The 16,893-nt window shown below is 42.3% G+C and carries 17 protein-coding genes and 1 riboswitch; of the genes, 8 read left to right on the top strand and 9 right to left on the bottom strand.

Translation table 11 applies throughout. From position 1 onward, the window contains the following. Nucleotides 1-176: 176 nt before the first annotated feature. The 9 genes from ABJL82_RS11085 to aroB all read right to left on the bottom strand — a co-directional run bounded on the left by ABJL82_RS11085 (nt 177) and on the right by aroB (nt 5,648). The gene (locus tag ABJL82_RS11085; RefSeq protein ID WP_347274761.1) at nt 177-542 is read right to left on the bottom strand and encodes a c-type cytochrome; all 366 of its coding nucleotides are present in this window, start codon (nt 540-542) and stop codon (nt 177-179) included. Between the two features lie 42 nt (nt 543-584). After that, the gene (locus tag ABJL82_RS11080) at nt 585-932 is read right to left on the bottom strand and encodes a cytochrome c (protein WP_347274760.1); all 348 of its coding nucleotides are present in this window, start codon (nt 930-932) and stop codon (nt 585-587) included. Between the two features lie 101 nt (nt 933-1,033). Continuing rightward, nucleotides 1,034-1,228 (bottom strand): hypothetical protein, encoded by a 195-nt coding sequence (locus ABJL82_RS11075; protein ID WP_347274759.1) that lies wholly within the window; start codon nt 1,226-1,228, stop codon nt 1,034-1,036. A 26-nt stretch (nt 1,229-1,254) separates the two neighbouring features. Continuing rightward, nucleotides 1,255-1,620: a class II SORL domain-containing protein gene (locus ABJL82_RS11070; RefSeq protein WP_347274758.1), complete on the bottom strand. Its 366-nt coding sequence runs from the start codon at nt 1,618-1,620 to the stop codon at nt 1,255-1,257. 113 nt (nt 1,621-1,733) lie between these two features. Then, on the bottom strand, nt 1,734-1,904 hold the full coding sequence (locus ABJL82_RS11065; RefSeq protein ID WP_347274757.1) for a 4Fe-4S binding protein: 171 nt from the start codon (nt 1,902-1,904) through the stop codon (nt 1,734-1,736). Nucleotides 1,905-2,000: 96 nt separating this feature from the next. Further along, a complete protein-coding gene (locus ABJL82_RS11060; protein ID WP_347274756.1) occupies nt 2,001-2,405 on the bottom strand; it encodes an Hsp20/alpha crystallin family protein in 405 nt (134 codons plus the stop codon). A gap of 18 nt (nt 2,406-2,423) precedes the next feature. Further along, the gene (locus ABJL82_RS11055) at nt 2,424-2,873 is read right to left on the bottom strand and encodes an Hsp20/alpha crystallin family protein (protein ID WP_347274755.1); all 450 of its coding nucleotides are present in this window, start codon (nt 2,871-2,873) and stop codon (nt 2,424-2,426) included. Nucleotides 2,874-3,344: 471 nt separating this feature from the next. After that, nucleotides 3,345-4,448 (bottom strand): DNA-processing protein DprA, encoded by a 1,104-nt coding sequence (dprA, locus tag ABJL82_RS11050; protein ID WP_347274754.1) that lies wholly within the window; start codon nt 4,446-4,448, stop codon nt 3,345-3,347. 120 nt (nt 4,449-4,568) lie between these two features. Continuing rightward, the gene (gene aroB, locus ABJL82_RS11045) at nt 4,569-5,648 is read right to left on the bottom strand and encodes a 3-dehydroquinate synthase (RefSeq protein WP_347274753.1); all 1,080 of its coding nucleotides are present in this window, start codon (nt 5,646-5,648) and stop codon (nt 4,569-4,571) included. Nucleotides 5,649-6,335: 687 nt separating this feature from the next. Between aroB and ABJL82_RS11040 the strand changes: the two genes are divergently transcribed. From ABJL82_RS11040 to ABJL82_RS11005, 8 genes are all read left to right on the top strand, one after another. After that, complete coding sequence (locus ABJL82_RS11040) at nt 6,336-7,853, top strand: Eco57I restriction-modification methylase domain-containing protein (protein WP_347274752.1); 1,518 nt, start codon at nt 6,336-6,338, stop codon at nt 7,851-7,853. Beyond that, the gene (locus ABJL82_RS11035; RefSeq protein ID WP_347274751.1) at nt 7,846-8,814 is read left to right on the top strand and encodes a BsuBI/PstI family type II restriction endonuclease; all 969 of its coding nucleotides are present in this window, start codon (nt 7,846-7,848) and stop codon (nt 8,812-8,814) included. The genes ABJL82_RS11040 and ABJL82_RS11035 overlap by 8 nt, the downstream gene beginning before the upstream one ends. Nucleotides 8,815-8,894: 80 nt before the next feature. After that, nucleotides 8,895-9,257 (top strand): hypothetical protein, encoded by a 363-nt coding sequence (locus ABJL82_RS11030; protein WP_347274750.1) that lies wholly within the window; start codon nt 8,895-8,897, stop codon nt 9,255-9,257. A gap of 812 nt (nt 9,258-10,069) precedes the next feature. Then, nucleotides 10,070-10,187: riboswitch (cyclic di-GMP riboswitch) on the top strand. An 87-nt stretch (nt 10,188-10,274) separates the two neighbouring features. Next, on the top strand, nt 10,275-10,844 hold the full coding sequence (locus ABJL82_RS11025; RefSeq protein WP_347274749.1) for a hypothetical protein: 570 nt from the start codon (nt 10,275-10,277) through the stop codon (nt 10,842-10,844). 119 nt (nt 10,845-10,963) lie between these two features. Beyond that, nucleotides 10,964-12,121 (top strand): hypothetical protein, encoded by a 1,158-nt coding sequence (locus tag ABJL82_RS11020; protein ID WP_347274748.1) that lies wholly within the window; start codon nt 10,964-10,966, stop codon nt 12,119-12,121. 176 nt (nt 12,122-12,297) lie between these two features. Next, nucleotides 12,298-12,678, top strand: coding sequence for a hypothetical protein (locus tag ABJL82_RS11015; protein ID WP_347274747.1), 381 nt, complete (start codon nt 12,298-12,300; stop codon nt 12,676-12,678). Continuing rightward, nucleotides 12,668-14,329, top strand: coding sequence for a GMC oxidoreductase (locus ABJL82_RS11010; protein ID WP_347274746.1), 1,662 nt, complete (start codon nt 12,668-12,670; stop codon nt 14,327-14,329). The genes ABJL82_RS11015 and ABJL82_RS11010 overlap by 11 nt, the downstream gene beginning before the upstream one ends. 4 nt (nt 14,330-14,333) lie before the next feature. Then, on the top strand, nt 14,334-15,761 hold the full coding sequence (locus tag ABJL82_RS11005; protein WP_347274745.1) for a metallophosphoesterase: 1,428 nt from the start codon (nt 14,334-14,336) through the stop codon (nt 15,759-15,761). Nucleotides 15,762-16,893 lie beyond the last annotated feature (1,132 nt).

Raw genomic sequence — 16,893 nt, 5'->3', positions numbered from 1 at the left:
ACCCACCCCTAACCCCTCCCAAGAGGGGAATTTGATAAGTCCCCTTTTGGAAGGGATTAAAGGGTGGGTTTGTTCATCGCTTAACTAGAAATATTGAAACGCCGAAACTTGAATATAAAAGAGAACAAAGTTGTAAAAATTTATTAACGGTAACTTTTGATCTGCAATGGCGTTCATCACCGTTGCTTTTTTGATAATTTCCTCACGTACCTGGCCAGGGCCTCAATCTCTTCAGGCGCCAGCCTTTCATTCCATGCCGGCATTTTGTTCTTACCATTAGTGATGGAATGGAGAATTTCTTCGTCTGTTTTTGAATTTTGCCATGCAGGATCACATAAATCCGGCGCCTTTAATGCCTTTCCCCTTTTGTTTGCTTCTCCTGTCAATCCATGGCACTTGGCACAGTGATATTCAAAAAGATTTCGTGCATTTATGGCTTTTTCTTCCCCACGGGAAGGAGATGGAATGACGGAACCCGCAAACAAAAACAAGGCTGAAAAAATAAAAACAATTCTCAACACATGGGTTTTCTTATGTGCCATAATTACTTTATCCTCTTCCTGTTGTAAAAAATTCAGCACAAATTACTTTTTAAATCCTCTGATAACAGGCACCAAAGCCTTCACTTCTTCCGGGGTCAGTTTTTCCTTGAAAGGCATCATCATTTCCGGTGTGCCTTCATTTATCTGCTCAATTATTCGCTCATCACTCGTCTTTGCCTGCCACTCAGCATCTGCAAATTTACGGGCGCCCAGGCCTACGCCAAGATCTGTAGGGTTTCCATCCACACCGTGACAGGTTTTGCAGTGTTGTAAATATAATTTCATACCGTCAATGTTCGAGGCTTTTGAAACAGGCGTTCCGAAAAAAAAGGCGCTTGCGCCAATTGTAACGGAAAATAAAGCGAGGGTTAAAGTGCTTTTGTTCTTCATTTTTTCTTCTCCTGAAAAAAACCAATAGAATAAATAATAGCGATTCGTTTTTTTAATACCGGTCTTTAGAATAATCCTGCGAATAGATTCATTCACCGTATTTAATACTCATACGTAAGTACACGTATTATACCCATAGTATCTCCGCCGGTATTTGTTGTGCTGTCAGAAACCGAGACTACCTTTGTAATATTGTTTTGTTGTAAGAAATCGTTCACCTCCTTATCCAGTTCAACAAGTTCATTATGAACATGAAATATCTTCAGAGTGGAAGTAAATGTTTTTATCTTTATCATAATAATTACTCCTTGTGAAAAAAAGATTATGTAATTACATTTACTTCCCTCGTGCCTTCCCATATACCGTGGAGATTGCACCGGCTGAATGCCCTGAGTGTTCTGGAGCCTTCATGTTGCAGTACAATAGAAAGAGAGATATCCGGCTTTGTCATCACTGCGGTAAAATCCACACGTGAAAGATATATATGACCGCAGTATAAATCGATAAATTGTATAAAATGCCCGTTTTCCATTACATGCGGAGCCTCTCCGACTTTGATAGTTACGGTAAATGGTTCTCCCGCTTTTATCTTTTCGGGCAGTGTTATTACCGGTACATGTTTTTTTGCAGTCTCCGCCGGGCCGGTCGCCGCAGTGTTTATTTGACAAAACAACCCAGGTTCAGACATAGTTCTTTCCTCCATAAATCAGATGTTAAAAATAATAAAAATGATTGCTATAATCATTTCACCCCTGCGGGGTTGTTTTCCAAAAAACCAAATTGATACAAAATGATGCTTCCTTATTTTTCCGGCACATTTTTAATTGCTTTTACAGGACATGCGTTAATACACAGTTCGCATTGATCACATTTGTGTTGAAGTATCTCTGCCTTGTCAATATTCATGATAATTGCCGCGGGGGGGCATGCATATAAACATTCTTCACATCCAACACATTCAGTTTTCTCCACAATAATCATTGTTTCTGAGCCGTAGTTAATTGATACCCCTGGCGCTTAATCATACGCCAAATTCTCATATTGCCCGCGAATGGTGCGAATACTTTCCTATGCTTCCTTTACCTGTATCTTTCGTGGTTTTACATGCTCCGCCTTTGGAAGTATTATCGTTAAAATCCCATCAGACATCTTTGCCTCGATTTTGTCTCTGTTTATGGCATCCGAAAGGATAAAGTGCCTGTGATAATGTCCTATGTTGTATTCGCTGTATAGTAACTTCTCATCAGTGTATGCTTCCTGGGAGATTTCTCCATTAACTATCAATTCATTGCTTTGCATATCTACCGTAATGTTGTTGGCGCCCACCCCCGGCATATCTATAACGACAGTGAAATTATCCGGTGTTTCATAAATATCCGACAAGGGATAATACCAATCGCCTTTCCCCGTCACAATACATCTGTCAGGCGCAAGTTTCTTTTTTTTAACAACAGGGTGCTCTGTATTACTCATTGTAAAAATCTCCTCTTTTTAAGATTTTTTTATTTCAATTTGTTTCGGTTTTTTTTCTGCTGCCTTGGGCAATGTCACAGTCAGGACGCCATTTTTGTATGATGCCACGACTTTTTCAGCATCGACTTTTTCCGGCAACATAATAGAACGGGCAAATGTACCGAAGTTTCTTTCCCGGCGCAAATAAGTTACATGCCCTTCGCCCGTGTTTGGTTTTCTCTCTCCCTTAATGGTTAAAATATCATCCGCAACCTGAACGTCCAAATCGATAACCTTAATGCCAGGAATTTCTGCCCTTACAATAACGTTATCTTTATTCATAGATACCACTATTTGGGGGAATTCTGCACCCACGTATCCTTCCGTCCTGGACCCGGAACTTAGAAAATCAATCAAATCACCCATTTCGCGTTGAATATGAGTAAAGCCTTCTAAAGGATCTGTATTCTCCCAACGAATTAAATTCATTACGTCCCCTTTCCTGATAAAAAAAATGTTAAATTAAAACATGAACGATATGATTTTTCTAAAACGATAGATTGCCCAATCTATCGTTTTAGAAAAAATATCATTCCATAGCAGCGTATTATTTATATTGTGAACAAAGTTTTACCATCATTAGTTCAGGAATAATAAAAGATTACAACCGCCCGGCAGTGCAAATGCAGAAAACATATTGCTTGAAAAGGGATTAATTATTTTCATTGAATATTTAAGGATGCAATAAGAATGCCAATGAAAAGACCGGGACATTAGCCTTATATATTATCCTTATATTTTGAGTGTGGTCAATGCCCTCTTTTGGGTAGTGGTAGAAAAAAGGTGGATCAGTGCAAACGTTATTTATCCTCAGTGCACTGGTGCAATTTAAAAGATAGTTAACACTTTTGTTTTTTGAAGAATTGTGACAATGTATACTAATAACTTTTCGGTAGGCAGTCAGGCTTTAACAAACCGTTTGCCTGAAAGTTGTTTTACCAGTTTTTTAATTTCGAGGATCATTAATGTGCTTGAAACAATAGATGTGGGCAGTTTGGTGGATTGAATAATCTCATCAATATATATTGGAACGCTGGATAAAAGGGAAAAAATCTTTTTCTCATGTGAGTTGAGCAATAAATCCCTTGGGTCTTTTAAGGCAGAATCTTCGCCGGCAGGACATAAAGTATCTGCAACAGACCCTAATTCCTGGATAATATCGGTAATGTCTTCCGTTAGTTTTGCGCCTTCTTTGATCAATTTGTTTGTGCCCTGGCTGTAGAGACTGTCAACGTTTCCCGGCAAGGCAAAGACCTCCTTTCCTTGTTCCAGTGCCCATTGAGCAGTGATGAGGGAGCCGCTTTTCAGCGTTGACTCGATAACCAGCACGCCAAGCGATAAACCGCTGATAATTCTGTTACGCGGCGGAAAATTCCGATAGTCAGGAGGCGTGTTTATCGGGAATTCAGATATGAGTGCGCCGTGCTGTATTATGTTTTCTGATAATACGGCGTTTTCTTTGGGATAGACCGTCCCTAATCCGCAGCCAAGAACGGCTATCGTTCTTCCATTCGAGCTGATCGCTCCCTTGTGGGCCGCTGTATCTATTCCGCGTGCCATCCCGCTTATAATGCAGAAACCTTTTTGCGCCAGTTGGCGGGCAAACCGTTCTGCCTGTGACAGCCCGTAATAGGTGCATCGTCTCGATCCAACAATCGCAAAGGCTATAAGATCCGTTTCCAGCAAATTGCCTTTTACATAAAGGACTAGCGGGGGATCGTAAAGATTCTTCAGGTGCTGCGGATAATCGGCACTTGTATAGGGGATAATTTTTATATTATTTTTTTCTGCTAAGTCAATTTCCTGGTGTATATCAACGCGTTGTGATTCTTCCAGTATTGCACTTGCTATTTTCTCCCCTATGCCGGGCAATTTTTCCAATTCGGGTTTCACCGCCTGAAATACGGCGGCGATAGAACCAAATCTTTCAACAAGGGTTTGGTATGTCCTCGCCCCGATGCCCTTTGTCATATGAAGGCGCAGAATGGCTTCAAATTCAGTCAAGTTGCTTGTCCTTTATAAAGAAAGGGAAGAAGATTTTTAAAAGAAACATACTTCATAGAAAAACCAAAATACCCGGCACGCATTGCGGGTGATGTTTTTTTCGAGTCCATGGTTAGAAGGCTAAAGGGGTTTATCTAATATGCGGTAGAGAATTTCATCATTTACTTTATCAGAGATAATAACCTCGCCGATTTTTGTAGGGAGCACAAAACGGAGCTTTCCGGAGACCGTTTTCTTGTCAGTGTACAGCGCCTTTATAATATCCTCTGATTTCAATCCGGTTTGAATGGATAATCCCATGTTTTTCATTAAGGATAGCTGCCGGTCGAAAACGGAGGTATCCGCGATGCCAAGTTCAATTGCTATTTTTGTGGCATAAAGCATGCCTATGGCAACGGCTTCTCCGTGGCGATATCGTTTATAATGGGTAACTGTTTCTATGGCATGGCCTATGGTGTGTCCATAATTTAAAATGGCGCGAGGACCTTTCTCCTTTTCGTCCTGTTCGACAACATGGGCCTTTATCTGGCACGAAGTGGCAATAATTTTAAGCAATGCTTCATATTGTAATTGAAGAATAGCGTCCATTGATTTTTCCAGAAACGCAAACAATTCCGCATCCCGTATAACGCCGTATTTAATAACCTCAACGATTCCGGCAACCATTTCTTTTGACGGGAGGGAAGAAAGAGTGTTTGTATCTATGAATACCGCCTTTGGCTGATAAAAACACCCGATCATGTTTTTCCCTTTCGGGTGATTGACGGCTACCTTTCCGCCGATGCTGCTATCAACTTGTGCAAGCAGCGAGGTGGGAATTTGTATATAAGGAATACCGCGCATAAAGGTTGCTGCAATAAAACCGCTTAAATCCCCGACAACGCCACCCCCAAGGGCTACGATCAGGGATTTTCTGTCAAGTTTATGGGCAAAGCAGTTGTCATAAAGCAATAATGCGTTTTCTATATTCTTTTGTTCTTCTCCCGGAGGTAAGGAGAGTAATTTTACATCAAAATTGTTCTTTCGGAAACTTTCTGCAACCACGTCTCCGTAGATTCTTTCTATGTTTTCATCGGTTATTAAAAGTGTTTTGCATGGTTCCTTGTCTTTTGCGACAATCTCCCCTGCTTTCGCGAGGATGTCTTTTCCTATGTGGATATTGTAACTATCTGCGGAAAGATTTACATGAATAGTTTTCATACATTTTTGTCCATTGTTTAAGGTTTGTGTCGGTAAGAGGATAGACCACTATTTTGCCCTGGGCGTGCAGGTATTTGTGCAGCATCTTAAAGCATTTCATGTGTTTCTTATATGTCCCCTGGATTTTAAAAAAAACGAGACTGTCGCCAATTCTCAAGTCCCTTGTTCCTTGAAGAGACTACCATTTTTTGCCAAATACTGCAACAAGGCTTTACCTTAATTTAGACCTTCAGCGGCTTTCTTACGCCATGAAGACTTCAAGGCGCAAATTAAAAAGATTGATGACTTTGTGGCTAGTTTGAAATTCCTGGACGTTAAATCCTTGTTGACGTAATAGTCTATTTTATTATACATTTACAACATAAATTTCCATGATTAATCTAGATTATTCTATATCAATAGCTTATAGAATATCTACTTGAGTCAAGCGGATGCCTCAAAATATTTATTCTATCTCAAGAGTTGAAATATTTGACAATGTGTGAAATTTTACAAGGAGAAGTATATGGGTAAAATTGAAGAAACTCCTGAGTCTCTTAATCAGTAAAAGACAAAACAGAGGAAATGGCGCAAGATTTAAAAAATAATCAAGTAAGTAAAGGTAGGTTCAAATCTTTCACCTTGACAAATTTACTTCAAGTGTTTCAATGATTTTCAAAAGACTTTTACCCCCCCCGTTATTATATTATGGTTGAATTAACAAGCGTTCTTGATAGTGTTCGCAGGTCAGTGAACGGCAGTAGTTGCCGGCTTGAACGCTCAATGATTGGCCAGTTCCTGACGTCCGCCAGGATTGCACGGTTTATGGCGTCATTGTTTGAGCGTCAGAGGGAACACGTGCGAATCCTGGATGCTGGCGCCGGGGCGGGAGCTCTGTTTGCGGCGTGTGTTGAGGCAATGGTTTCAGGGAATCAGCGCCCGCTTTCGATTCATGTGGTTGCATACGAGAACGATCAGAAGATATTGCCCTACTTGAAAGAAACAATGGAATGGTGCAAATCGACCTGCCAAAAAGCCGGTATTCCCTTTCAGGGAGAAATACGGGCAGAAGATTTTATTGCGGCGGCCATAGCGCAGGCAGAAGAAGGTCTGTTCGCTGTCCATAGGGAGCGTTTCACTCATGTAATACTCAACCCCCCCTACAAAAAGATCAGCGGGGGATCGGCAACGCGCCAATTGCTTGATGCTGCGGGGTTTGAGGTGTCAAATCTTTATGCTGCGTTTGTATGGCTATCGGCCAAGTTGCTTGAGCCTGGCGGCGAATTGGTAGCGATTACGCCCCGAAGTTTCTGTAATGGGCCGTACTTCCGCCGGTTTAGAATTGATTTGCTGAATATGATGGGTTTACATCGTATTCACGTGTTTGGCTCGCGCAAGAAGGCATTCGGGGATGACGATGTGCTTCAGGAAAATGTGATCTATTATATGGTTCGGGGTAAACGAAAACCGGAACGATTAATAGTCTCTTCGTCCGAAGGTACGGACTTTGACAAATCAAGGAGCCGATCTGCTCCTTATGATCACGTTATTCCGCCCAGCGACCGTGATGCCTTCATTCACTTTATGCTGAACGATACAGATGACCGCCTGATGAAAAAAATGGAGGCATTTACGACTTCGCTCGTCATACTTGGGGTGGACGTCTCAACAGGAAGAGTTGTAGACTTTCGCGCTCAGGAACACCTCCGCTATTTACCGGAAGTGGGGACTGCTCCGCTTATATATCCTTGCCATTTTGTGTCTGGCTTCGTAAGTTGGCCCGCTGAATCAGGGAAAAAGCCAAACGCTATTGAAGTTTCGCCGCAGACAAAGGATTTACTGTTGCCAGCAGGATACTATGTCCTCACAAAACGTTTCTCGACAAAAGAAGAGCAGCGGCGTGTCGTGGCTGCAATATACGATCCCAACAGGGTTGAAGCTGCGCTAGTCGGGTTTGAAAACCATCTTAATTATTTCCATGCGAAGGGTAAGGGTTTATCGGCAAATTTGGCGAGAGGGTTGGCTTTGTATCTAAATTCTTCGCTCTTCGATCAGCACTTCCGTCTTTTCAGCGGACATACACAGGTCAACGCCACTGACCTTAGAAAGATGCGTTATCCTTCCCACGATCAATTGCTAAGGCTCGGTGCTCACGTAAAACATAAAATGCCCGATCAGGCAACGGTAGACGAGATATTGGAAAAGGAATGCGGTATCTATGGCTAAAAAAATCGACACAAAGAAGGCCGAACGAAAAATCAAGGAAGCACTGGAAATATTAGAAACGCTTGGTTTTCCCCGGCAGCAGCAGAATGAGCGTTCAGCATTGACACTTCTTTCGCTGTTGAACCTCAAGCCTGACGATGAGTGGGAGAGTGCAAGCGACCCATTAATTGGCATTACACCCATGATGGAATTCTTTGCTGTGCATTATGGCAAGCGATACGCGCCAAATACCAGGGAGACGGTGCGTCGGCAGACGGTTCATCAATTTATGCAGGCGGGGATGATTGTGCCTAATCCTGATAAGCCTTTGAGGCCGACAAATAGCCCAAAGGCGGTCTACCAGATAGAGACGTCCGCATTGAAGCTGTTTCGGGAGTTTGGGAAGCCAGGCTGGAATAGCCATTTGCGCGCGTATCTGCACACGGTTAAGACTTTGAAGAAACTCTATGCGCGAGAGCGAGATATGCGACGGATTCCTGTTAAGCTATTAAATGGCCGAGAGATCAGTCTTTCGCCGGGTGGCCAAAATGTATTGATAAAAAAGATCATAGACGATTTCTGTCCGCTTTTTACCCCGGGTGGACATGTAATATACGTAGGTGACACAGAGACGAAATGGGCCTATTTCGATTCTGATGCGCTTGAGAAGTTAGCCATTGAGATAGAAGAACATGGAAAGATGCCGGATGTCGTGGTGCATTACGTTGAGAAGAAATGGCTTGTTCTGATCGAAGCGGTTACCAGCCACGGCCCCGTAAACCCAAAGCGTAGGCGGGAATTGAAGAAGCTGTTTGCCGGGTCAAAGGCTGGCATAGTGTATGTAACAGCCTTTCTTGATAGAAGAACCATGATGAAACACCTCGATGAAATTTCTTGGGAAACGGAAGTCTGGATTGCAGAGACCCCGACGCATTTGATCCATTTCAATGGCGAACGGTTTCTCGGCCCATATGAGGATTAGGCTGCAGTCAGGGTAATGGACTGAAAATTAATACCCTTAATAACTTGAGGTACTCACAGTATTTCAATCAGAAAAGGAAATTGAAAGGACACCTCTGGCATGGAAGATTTTACTCCTGTATCCTTGATGAAAGACATTTTTATGCGGCAGTGAGATATGTGGAAACCAACCCTGTTCGAGCCGGCATAGTAAGAAAGCCACACAAATACCAATGGTCGAGTGCGGGCAGTTATGTGAATAATGAGGCAAATCCTATCTTGTCTCAAGATTGTTATCTGGAAAAAGAGATAGACGATTGGCCGGAATATTTAAAGGAAAAAGAGGAAGAACAAGTCATAGAGAACATAAAGAGGTGTTCAATGACAGGAAGGCCGTGTGGTAATGATGGCTTTATGAAAAAACTCGAAACATTATTTGGAAGAAGGTTAATGACTCTTCCATGAGGAAGGCCAAGCAAAACCAATAAATAGTCGCTGTCCCTATTCCAGTTCCTATTTCCTATTCAGGAGCAAACTGTCTTCCTGTCAATCATATACAGGCCGCTCCTACGGAGCTATTTATCTAGTGAATTTTTTTGCGCTACAAACAGACCGCCACTAAGGGGCTACATTGTTTATTATGCCCCCTGGATTTTAAAAAAAACGAAACTGTCGCCAATTCTCAAGTCCCTTGTTCCTTGAAGAGACTACCATTTTTTGCCAAATTCTGCAACAAGGCTTTACCTTTTGAAATGACTGCAACGTCAATTGTGGTACCAACTGTTTCAGCATCCGTGGAAATCTTTCTTTTAAATGATGGTAACGTTTACGCTGAATAGTTATGCAAACATTTATCAACGACTCCTTACGGTAAATTCTGCAACATTCGGCGAATAGCTTTAGCACTACAGCTACATTTTATCCTTGCTCCCTGTTAACCTTGCCAGGGTTGTTTCATTCATAATTGTCTATGAATAAATCTGCAGAAGCGCAAGCGCACATTACCCACTAACCCGAAAGCATACACCCAAAATAGGGTATTTACAGCGATAGTATTTTTAATATATTTAACTGGGTGTATGCGGTGGATTTTCTTGAAGAAGGGAATTCTTCTTTCCCTTCCAGTTATCACAAAAGGAGATCACGGTGTCCGAAGCCCGGTCGATGATTTGCAAGCCGGGTATAATGAAAGTCGTGATGCGGCAATATATTTATCGAAAAGGTATTCAAGTAGATAATTAAAGAAAGATATACGATAGGCACATAAAATAAAAAAATGGCGATAAGGGCAAACCCTGAGTAATGAGGGAACGTAAATTAAGGGGGCTTTTTAACTTACAAGGAAGTAGCTTTCTTATCGACACCTGGGAGGAAAAAGACAGCCTTACTGCCGAAGGTTTTGTGAATAAACATCTTTGCCGTAAGGCTTTTTTATTTTAAGAAATATTTCACTTTTCTTTCAAGGAAGGTAAGGGTGTGAACATGGTTCAAGTTGATGTACCGATAGCATTTGCCATAGGCCAACTCTTTGCAGATGCTGCCCAAAAGCAATTGCTGACCCGGAGACCAGAATATTACCTGAGCGCACTGGTAAAAAATAACCTGTTTCACATATTTTTCTTTAGCTGGATACCCGTTTATTTCCTGGTGAATTACTTTGGCTGGGAAACTACTCATATGTGGTGGTATAAGGATTCTATAACAGACTACCCTTTTTTTCTGCCCATATTTCTTTTGACATTCTTTTTCGCCGCAAACAGCGGGTTCTGCATATCAGTATTCCTAATTAGAAAGAATAAGCTTTCCTGGGTCAGAATCATGTATGTCTGTATATTCGCGTATACCTTTTTGTGGATATTTGGCCTTTGGACAAGGACAAGCTATCTTGGTTCTTACAATGAGTGGGTTCAGGGGACGGCAAGAAGGGTATGGGATACATCAGGAGGAGAGAATTTTATCTATGTGCTCTTTTTTACGCTGGTTGTATGGTTCATTCCGCTTGTCTTTTTTATTCTCAACCTTCGTTCCGAAGGAAAGCACCTCGATACATAAATTGGTAGATTCGTTTGGTCGTTTTTAAAAAATTAAAAATATTTGGCATTTGAGAGATGGAATTTCATTGTATTGTTAGGCCTGTTTAATTTTCTGGTTTGTCCATTTTAGGTAGCCATATGCTTACGTTAGGGTACATCGTTACCGGGTTTTTTGCTGCATTCCTCTTCTACTTGGTTCTGAGGAAGATCGTTCCCCTGCTGATAAACTATTTTGACAGGGCAAATTCCAACGACCGCTATCAACTTCCCATAGAGTATGAAAGGCCGAGATATTACACTGTTAACCGCAGTGGGGACGTGAATACTGCCGGAAAATGGCCAGGGTGGGACGGGTGGTATTTTCTGACACTTCTTGGACCAAAAGATTCCGCTCAACTAGTCCGCGGAAGTATCATGACCGGGATGTACGGTATAGAAGACATTGATAATTACCAAAAACTGATGCTAAACCTTTCGACTGATAGCGTTGTAGAGTGTTTCCTTATGTGGCCTCAACCTGAAATAACCCTATACTCCCATGAATATCTACCCAAATATCCGTATTTAAAAATTCAAACTGACCGCCTGGATGTAGCCGTAACAAACCGCGGTGAAATCACTGGAAAATGGCCGGAGTACTGTTTTGAATTAACAAATCCACAGGACGAAATCAGTCTTTCTTTACGATACAGAGCGCAGGACATAATCTGGTGGGCAGATTTACCCCGTCTCTTTACCTATTTCACGAGCTTTGGCAAAATGGAAGGTGAATTAAAAAAGAAGGGTAAAGTATTACAGGATATAAACTCCATGGGAAGCTTTGAGCACGGTTTTGCAAAAAAGTGTTTTAATTACGACCCCTTGTTTATTCCTGTGAGAATGTGGAAGCGATTATTTCCATTCAATAGTGTTCATTATCACTATGATCTCTTATTTACTGAAGAAGGACTTCACGGCGGGTTCATGCGCACCAATGCATTTGGAATCAAAGTGCGCAATTTTGGAGGTGTGTATTTGCCTGGAGGTGAATACGTCAAAATCAGAAAGGTTAAATCCATTACTTACGAGAAGCCAAAGCGTATGGAGATCGACTGTATGGCAAATCCAGTGACCTTTTATGAGCAGTGGCAGGTAAAGGCAATAACAGAAAAAGGCATTTTAAGTTATACCGCCAGACAGATTCATCCTCCCGCCCACATTGCCAGGCACATGATTTTCTGCAGCTTTCTCTTTGAAGGTTCATTGGGAGGCCGGCATCTTTGTGGTAAAGGATATGGGGAATATGTGCGCATGTAATGCGCTAAATCCGAAGCACGAAATCCGAAATTCTAAGCAATTTCAAAATTACAAATTCAAATGTTCAAAACCTCGTTTCGGATTTCGATGTTTGAATTTAGAATTTGTCAAAAACAACCGACAGTATTTATTATTCAGTACCAATTAACTCTTTTTTGTTGAGGCTATACTTCACTATGATATTGAGTGATAGTTTTTTCAAACGTATGTTTCTTATTGCAAGTCTGTGGAATCTGTTGGGCTGTGGATTCCTCTTTTTCCTGCCGGGTTTGGTCTTTGTTTCGCCGTACATGGGAAGGCCAGTCCCTCCCTTGTTTTGTCAATCATGGCTTGCCCTTGCCTTTGTTTTTGGCATTGGATATTACTTTGTGTATAAAGACATGTATGCCAATAAGAATATCGTTGTTTTAGGCATCATAGGGAAAACACTCTTTGCAATTATCTTTGCAGTAAACATGCTCTTATACCCGAATATACCGAAAATATTCTGGGGTGCAGTTGGTGGTGATGCAGTCTTTGTTATCCTTTTCTTCATGTTCCTTGCCTATGCAGAATAAAAGTCCAAAAAGTCATACAACAAAAAAACGTTTTGATACGGTCGTTATCGGCTCAGGTTTTGGCGGCGCAGTAGTTGCCTGCCGGTTGGCTCCGTACTTAAAAGATTCTCTCTGTGTTTTAGAGCGTGGTAAACGATACCACATGGGTGAATTTCCCCGTGATTTCTTTAAGCCAAAAGACTGGTGGTGGCGGGATGAAGGAGGTGACGGCTGGGCGGGCATCTTCGAATATACCAGCTACGACACGTTTGCCGTGCATCGGTGCAGCGGTGTCGGGGGAGGGTCTCTGATTTATGCCAATGTCCTCCTGGAACCGGTCAAAGAAATCTTTAAAGATTCCCGCTGGCCAAAGGAAGACCCGGAAGGCATGCCAATCAACTGGGAAGCGGAGTTTGAAAGGCAATGCCCAAAGGTGCATGATATGCTCAGACCCCAAAAAATCCCTTACAATCTTTTTAAGACACGGGCACTGAAACGCGCGGCAGAAAATATCCGTAATGGAGCGGCATTTGATACTCCCCCACTGGCCATATATTTTGGAGAAAGGGGGGTGCATCGGGATGATCCTTACGATCGAAGAGGCCCTGCCCAAATTGGCTGCGCCCTTTGCGGAGAGTGTGTTATTGGTTGTAATAACCATTCAAAAAATACCGTAGATTTAAATTATCTTGCCATTGCCCAAGGCCACGGCGCAGAGGTTTTTTCACAACATGTCGTTCGATATCTTGAACCCACTCCCGAAGGTTACATTGTTCATTTCACCAATCTGCGATGGCATTACAAGAATAGCATCATTGCCAGAAGGGTCGTACTCTCCGCCGGCAGCCTTGGATCAACGGAACTTCTATTACGCTGCAAGTATGGTTATAAGCGGTATAAATTTAAAACAGGGCCAACACTGCCCGACCTCAGCGATAAGCTTGGTCATTACTTTTCCGGTAATGGTGATTTTGGTGGGATTGCCACCTATACAGACGAAGTGGTCAACTTTGCTGAGGGTCCTACCATAACCGGCATGATAAATTACAGCATGGGACAGAACGGTCAGCGGTTTATCGTTGAGGAAGGTGGTTTCCCCGATATTTTGCGGTCGTATCTCAGAAGTAAATTTCCCGATTACAGCATTGCCAGAAAACTCTTTCAAAAGATCAAGACCTTTGTGGGGCTTGATCGGGGGCTAGGCAGGACATTCCCGGAATTGCTTGGACTCCTGGAATTTCGATCAGACCATCGCATGTTAATGTATTTGGTTATGGGACTCGATGCGGCTAACGGTAGGATGGAGATAAACGAGGAGGGCTACGTGAACATAAAGTGGAACCCTGAAAGATCATTGCCTCTGTACCACGAAATAGAAAACACCTTACAGAAACTCACGCATGGCATCAATGGAAAATTACTGGGAAACCCATGGTGGATATCCAGAAATAAGGTGTATACGGTACACCCTTTGGGAGGATGTCCTGTGGGTGGCAGTAGGAATGAAGGTGTGGTGGATTGTTATGGAAGGGTCTTTGGTTATAAAGACCTCTATGTCTCGGACGGCTCTGTTTTTCCTACCTCCGTAGGGAGTAACCCTGCCATGAGCATTGCTGCATGGGGTGAAAGGGTTTCAGAACATATTATTGCCACGGAATTGAAAAAGGGGTAACGCTATGCCTGATATCCGATATGTATGCCTGTCTGATATGCACCTGGGCGAGGAAGACAGTATATTGACGAATCTAAAAACTACAGGGAGTGAAACTGACCCATTAAAACCTGGTCCTGTAATGAAACAGATGGTTGAGTGTTTGCGTGGACTTATTTCGAAAAACGAGGACAGCAAAAAGCCGACGCTGATTTTGAATGGGGATATCCTCGAACTGGCACTCACTAACACAAATCAGGCCGCTATGGTTTTCGAACGCTTTATAGAGATGATCATGCCTCCCGGCGGAGAAATGTTCGAAAGGATAATGTACATTCCGGGTAATCATGATCATCACCTCTGGGAACTTGCACGGGAAACGCAATATGTAAATCACATGAAAAAGTTTAGGCCCGGCGAAGAGTTGCCTGTCCCCTGGCATACAACCAATATGTTTGTTGAAAACGACCCCTATAACTTGCCATCCTATTTCCTGACGAATCTCGTGAATAGATTTGAACACTTAAAAGATTTTGTCATTACCACAGCGTACCCGAACTTCGGTATAGTTTCAGAAGACCAGCAGAAGTGTGTCATGTTCCATCATGGTCATTACATAGAAACAATCTACCATGTCATGAGTATATTTAAAAACCTGTTCCATGAGAAACACAAAATGCCTGAAAACATCTATGATATTGAAGCGGAAAATTTCGCCTGGATTGACTTTTTCTGGTCTACCTTGGGCCGTTCCGGAGAGGCGGGACGGGATATTGAAACGCTTTACGAAAAAATGATTGATAGAGAGCGGTTTAAGAAGGCCCTTTCTGCCTTTGCCGATAATCTCGGAGAAAGATACAACCTGCCTGGAATTGACTGGCTTACCGTGAAAGGCCTGAAAGTACTCTTTGGGAACCTTGCAGATATGATGGCTGATAGGGAAAGGGCCTATGGAGATCAGGTATTAAGCAAGCAGACAGAAAACGGTCTTCGGAAGTACCTGAACGTACCACTGAAACAGCAGATCATAACGGAACAAGATCAAAATATCCCATCAGATGTAACCTTTGTATTTGGTCATACCCATAAACCTTTCCAGAACGATATGGTGTTTAAAGAATATCAGGGCTGGGTGAATGTGTATAACACCGGGGGATGGGTGGTAGATACCATAGAGCCGCAACCGATCCATGGTGGTGCAATGGTGCTTATCGACGAAGACCTCAATGCCGTCTCGCTCCGGTTATATAATGAAAATGCCGATCCGGATGCGTATGTGGTGACGGTTGTAGAAGCTGCGCATGCCGGTGAGGATCCCAATCCATTTCACAAACGAATTGCAGGATTGGTTGCTCCCGCCAGCGAACAGTGGAAGAGATTTTCCCGAATCGTGGCTCGCGCGGTATATGAACGTGCACAACTTTTACGGGCGCGGATACATGAAAAGAGTTAACTCGATTGTATATGAAGTTTCATTTTAATTATGCGGATTACAGGGCGGCATGGACAAACTTTGTTTGTCCGTGTTTAACTTAATGTTAGGAATTTCAATATTTTTAGTTAACCAACGCACAAACCCACCCCTACCCCTCCCAAGAGGGGAATTTGATAAGTCCCCTCTTGGGCAGAGGATTGAGGGGTGGGTAAAAATGAATGCCGTTGGGTTTTTGTCTTTTAAAAACCAAACCTAATTTAACACATATTATCATTTATTTATTTGAAAATTCGAATATCTAATGCAGCGAAAACTCTCTGAGATAATCATCGAAATAGCTATGCAAGGCCTGGTGAGCAAGAAATATGCACATTCTGAAGTTATGCATATACTGATGTTTCTTGCTCACATAGCATCGAATTGTGACACGAAGTCGTCTGACTATGTTCCGAAGGATCAATATATTGGATTTCTGAACCAATTCCACTTACCAGTAAGCAATATCCGTAAGGAATTGATTTCAGATGATTGGGATACGATCATCAATCAAATGATTGACTACAAACGAGAGCACTCCCCGGACGATCGAAGAGTCATTACTATATGTGAATATACGCCAGGAGGGACTCTGAGACTCGAGTGGCAAGAGGGGGCATAACGTCGGTATTAATAAGGATAGCCATAGAGATTGGTTCAGCTATTTAAGAGAAAAAGAGGATAAACACATCAATAAGAAACATAAAGAAGTGTTCAATGGCGGGAAGACTTTGCGGTGATGGTAGTTTTGCAGAAAAGCCTGAGAAGTTATTCGGAAGAGTACTACGGGCATTGCCGTAGTGAATGCTACTGAAAAAACATAAAATAGTCGATTTCCCTATTTATGTCGTAAAAACCTTTTCCAACAAAACATATCATTGCGAAACCGCTCAGGTGTCTGAAGGGGTCGCAAAATAAGAATGGAAATTTCCCAAATTAAGAATGGCGTCCCTCGAACTAACCGATTATCAACAATATAATCACTAATTGACAGGCTGTCCGAGAATGTGATCAGCAATGAAAATAAAACGCAAAGAAAATTGTGTGTAAATTAAAAGCAATCTATAAACAAATCAGGAAAAGGTTAAAATTTTTCCATCTAAATCATAATTTT

Origin of the sequence: Candidatus Kuenenia sp. (assembly GCF_039794105.1) — a bacterium.
GTDB lineage: Bacteria > Planctomycetota > Brocadiia > Brocadiales > Brocadiaceae > Kuenenia.
Note: the sequence above shows the minus strand (reverse complement) of the source record. Positions and strands in the feature narration are given on the sequence as shown.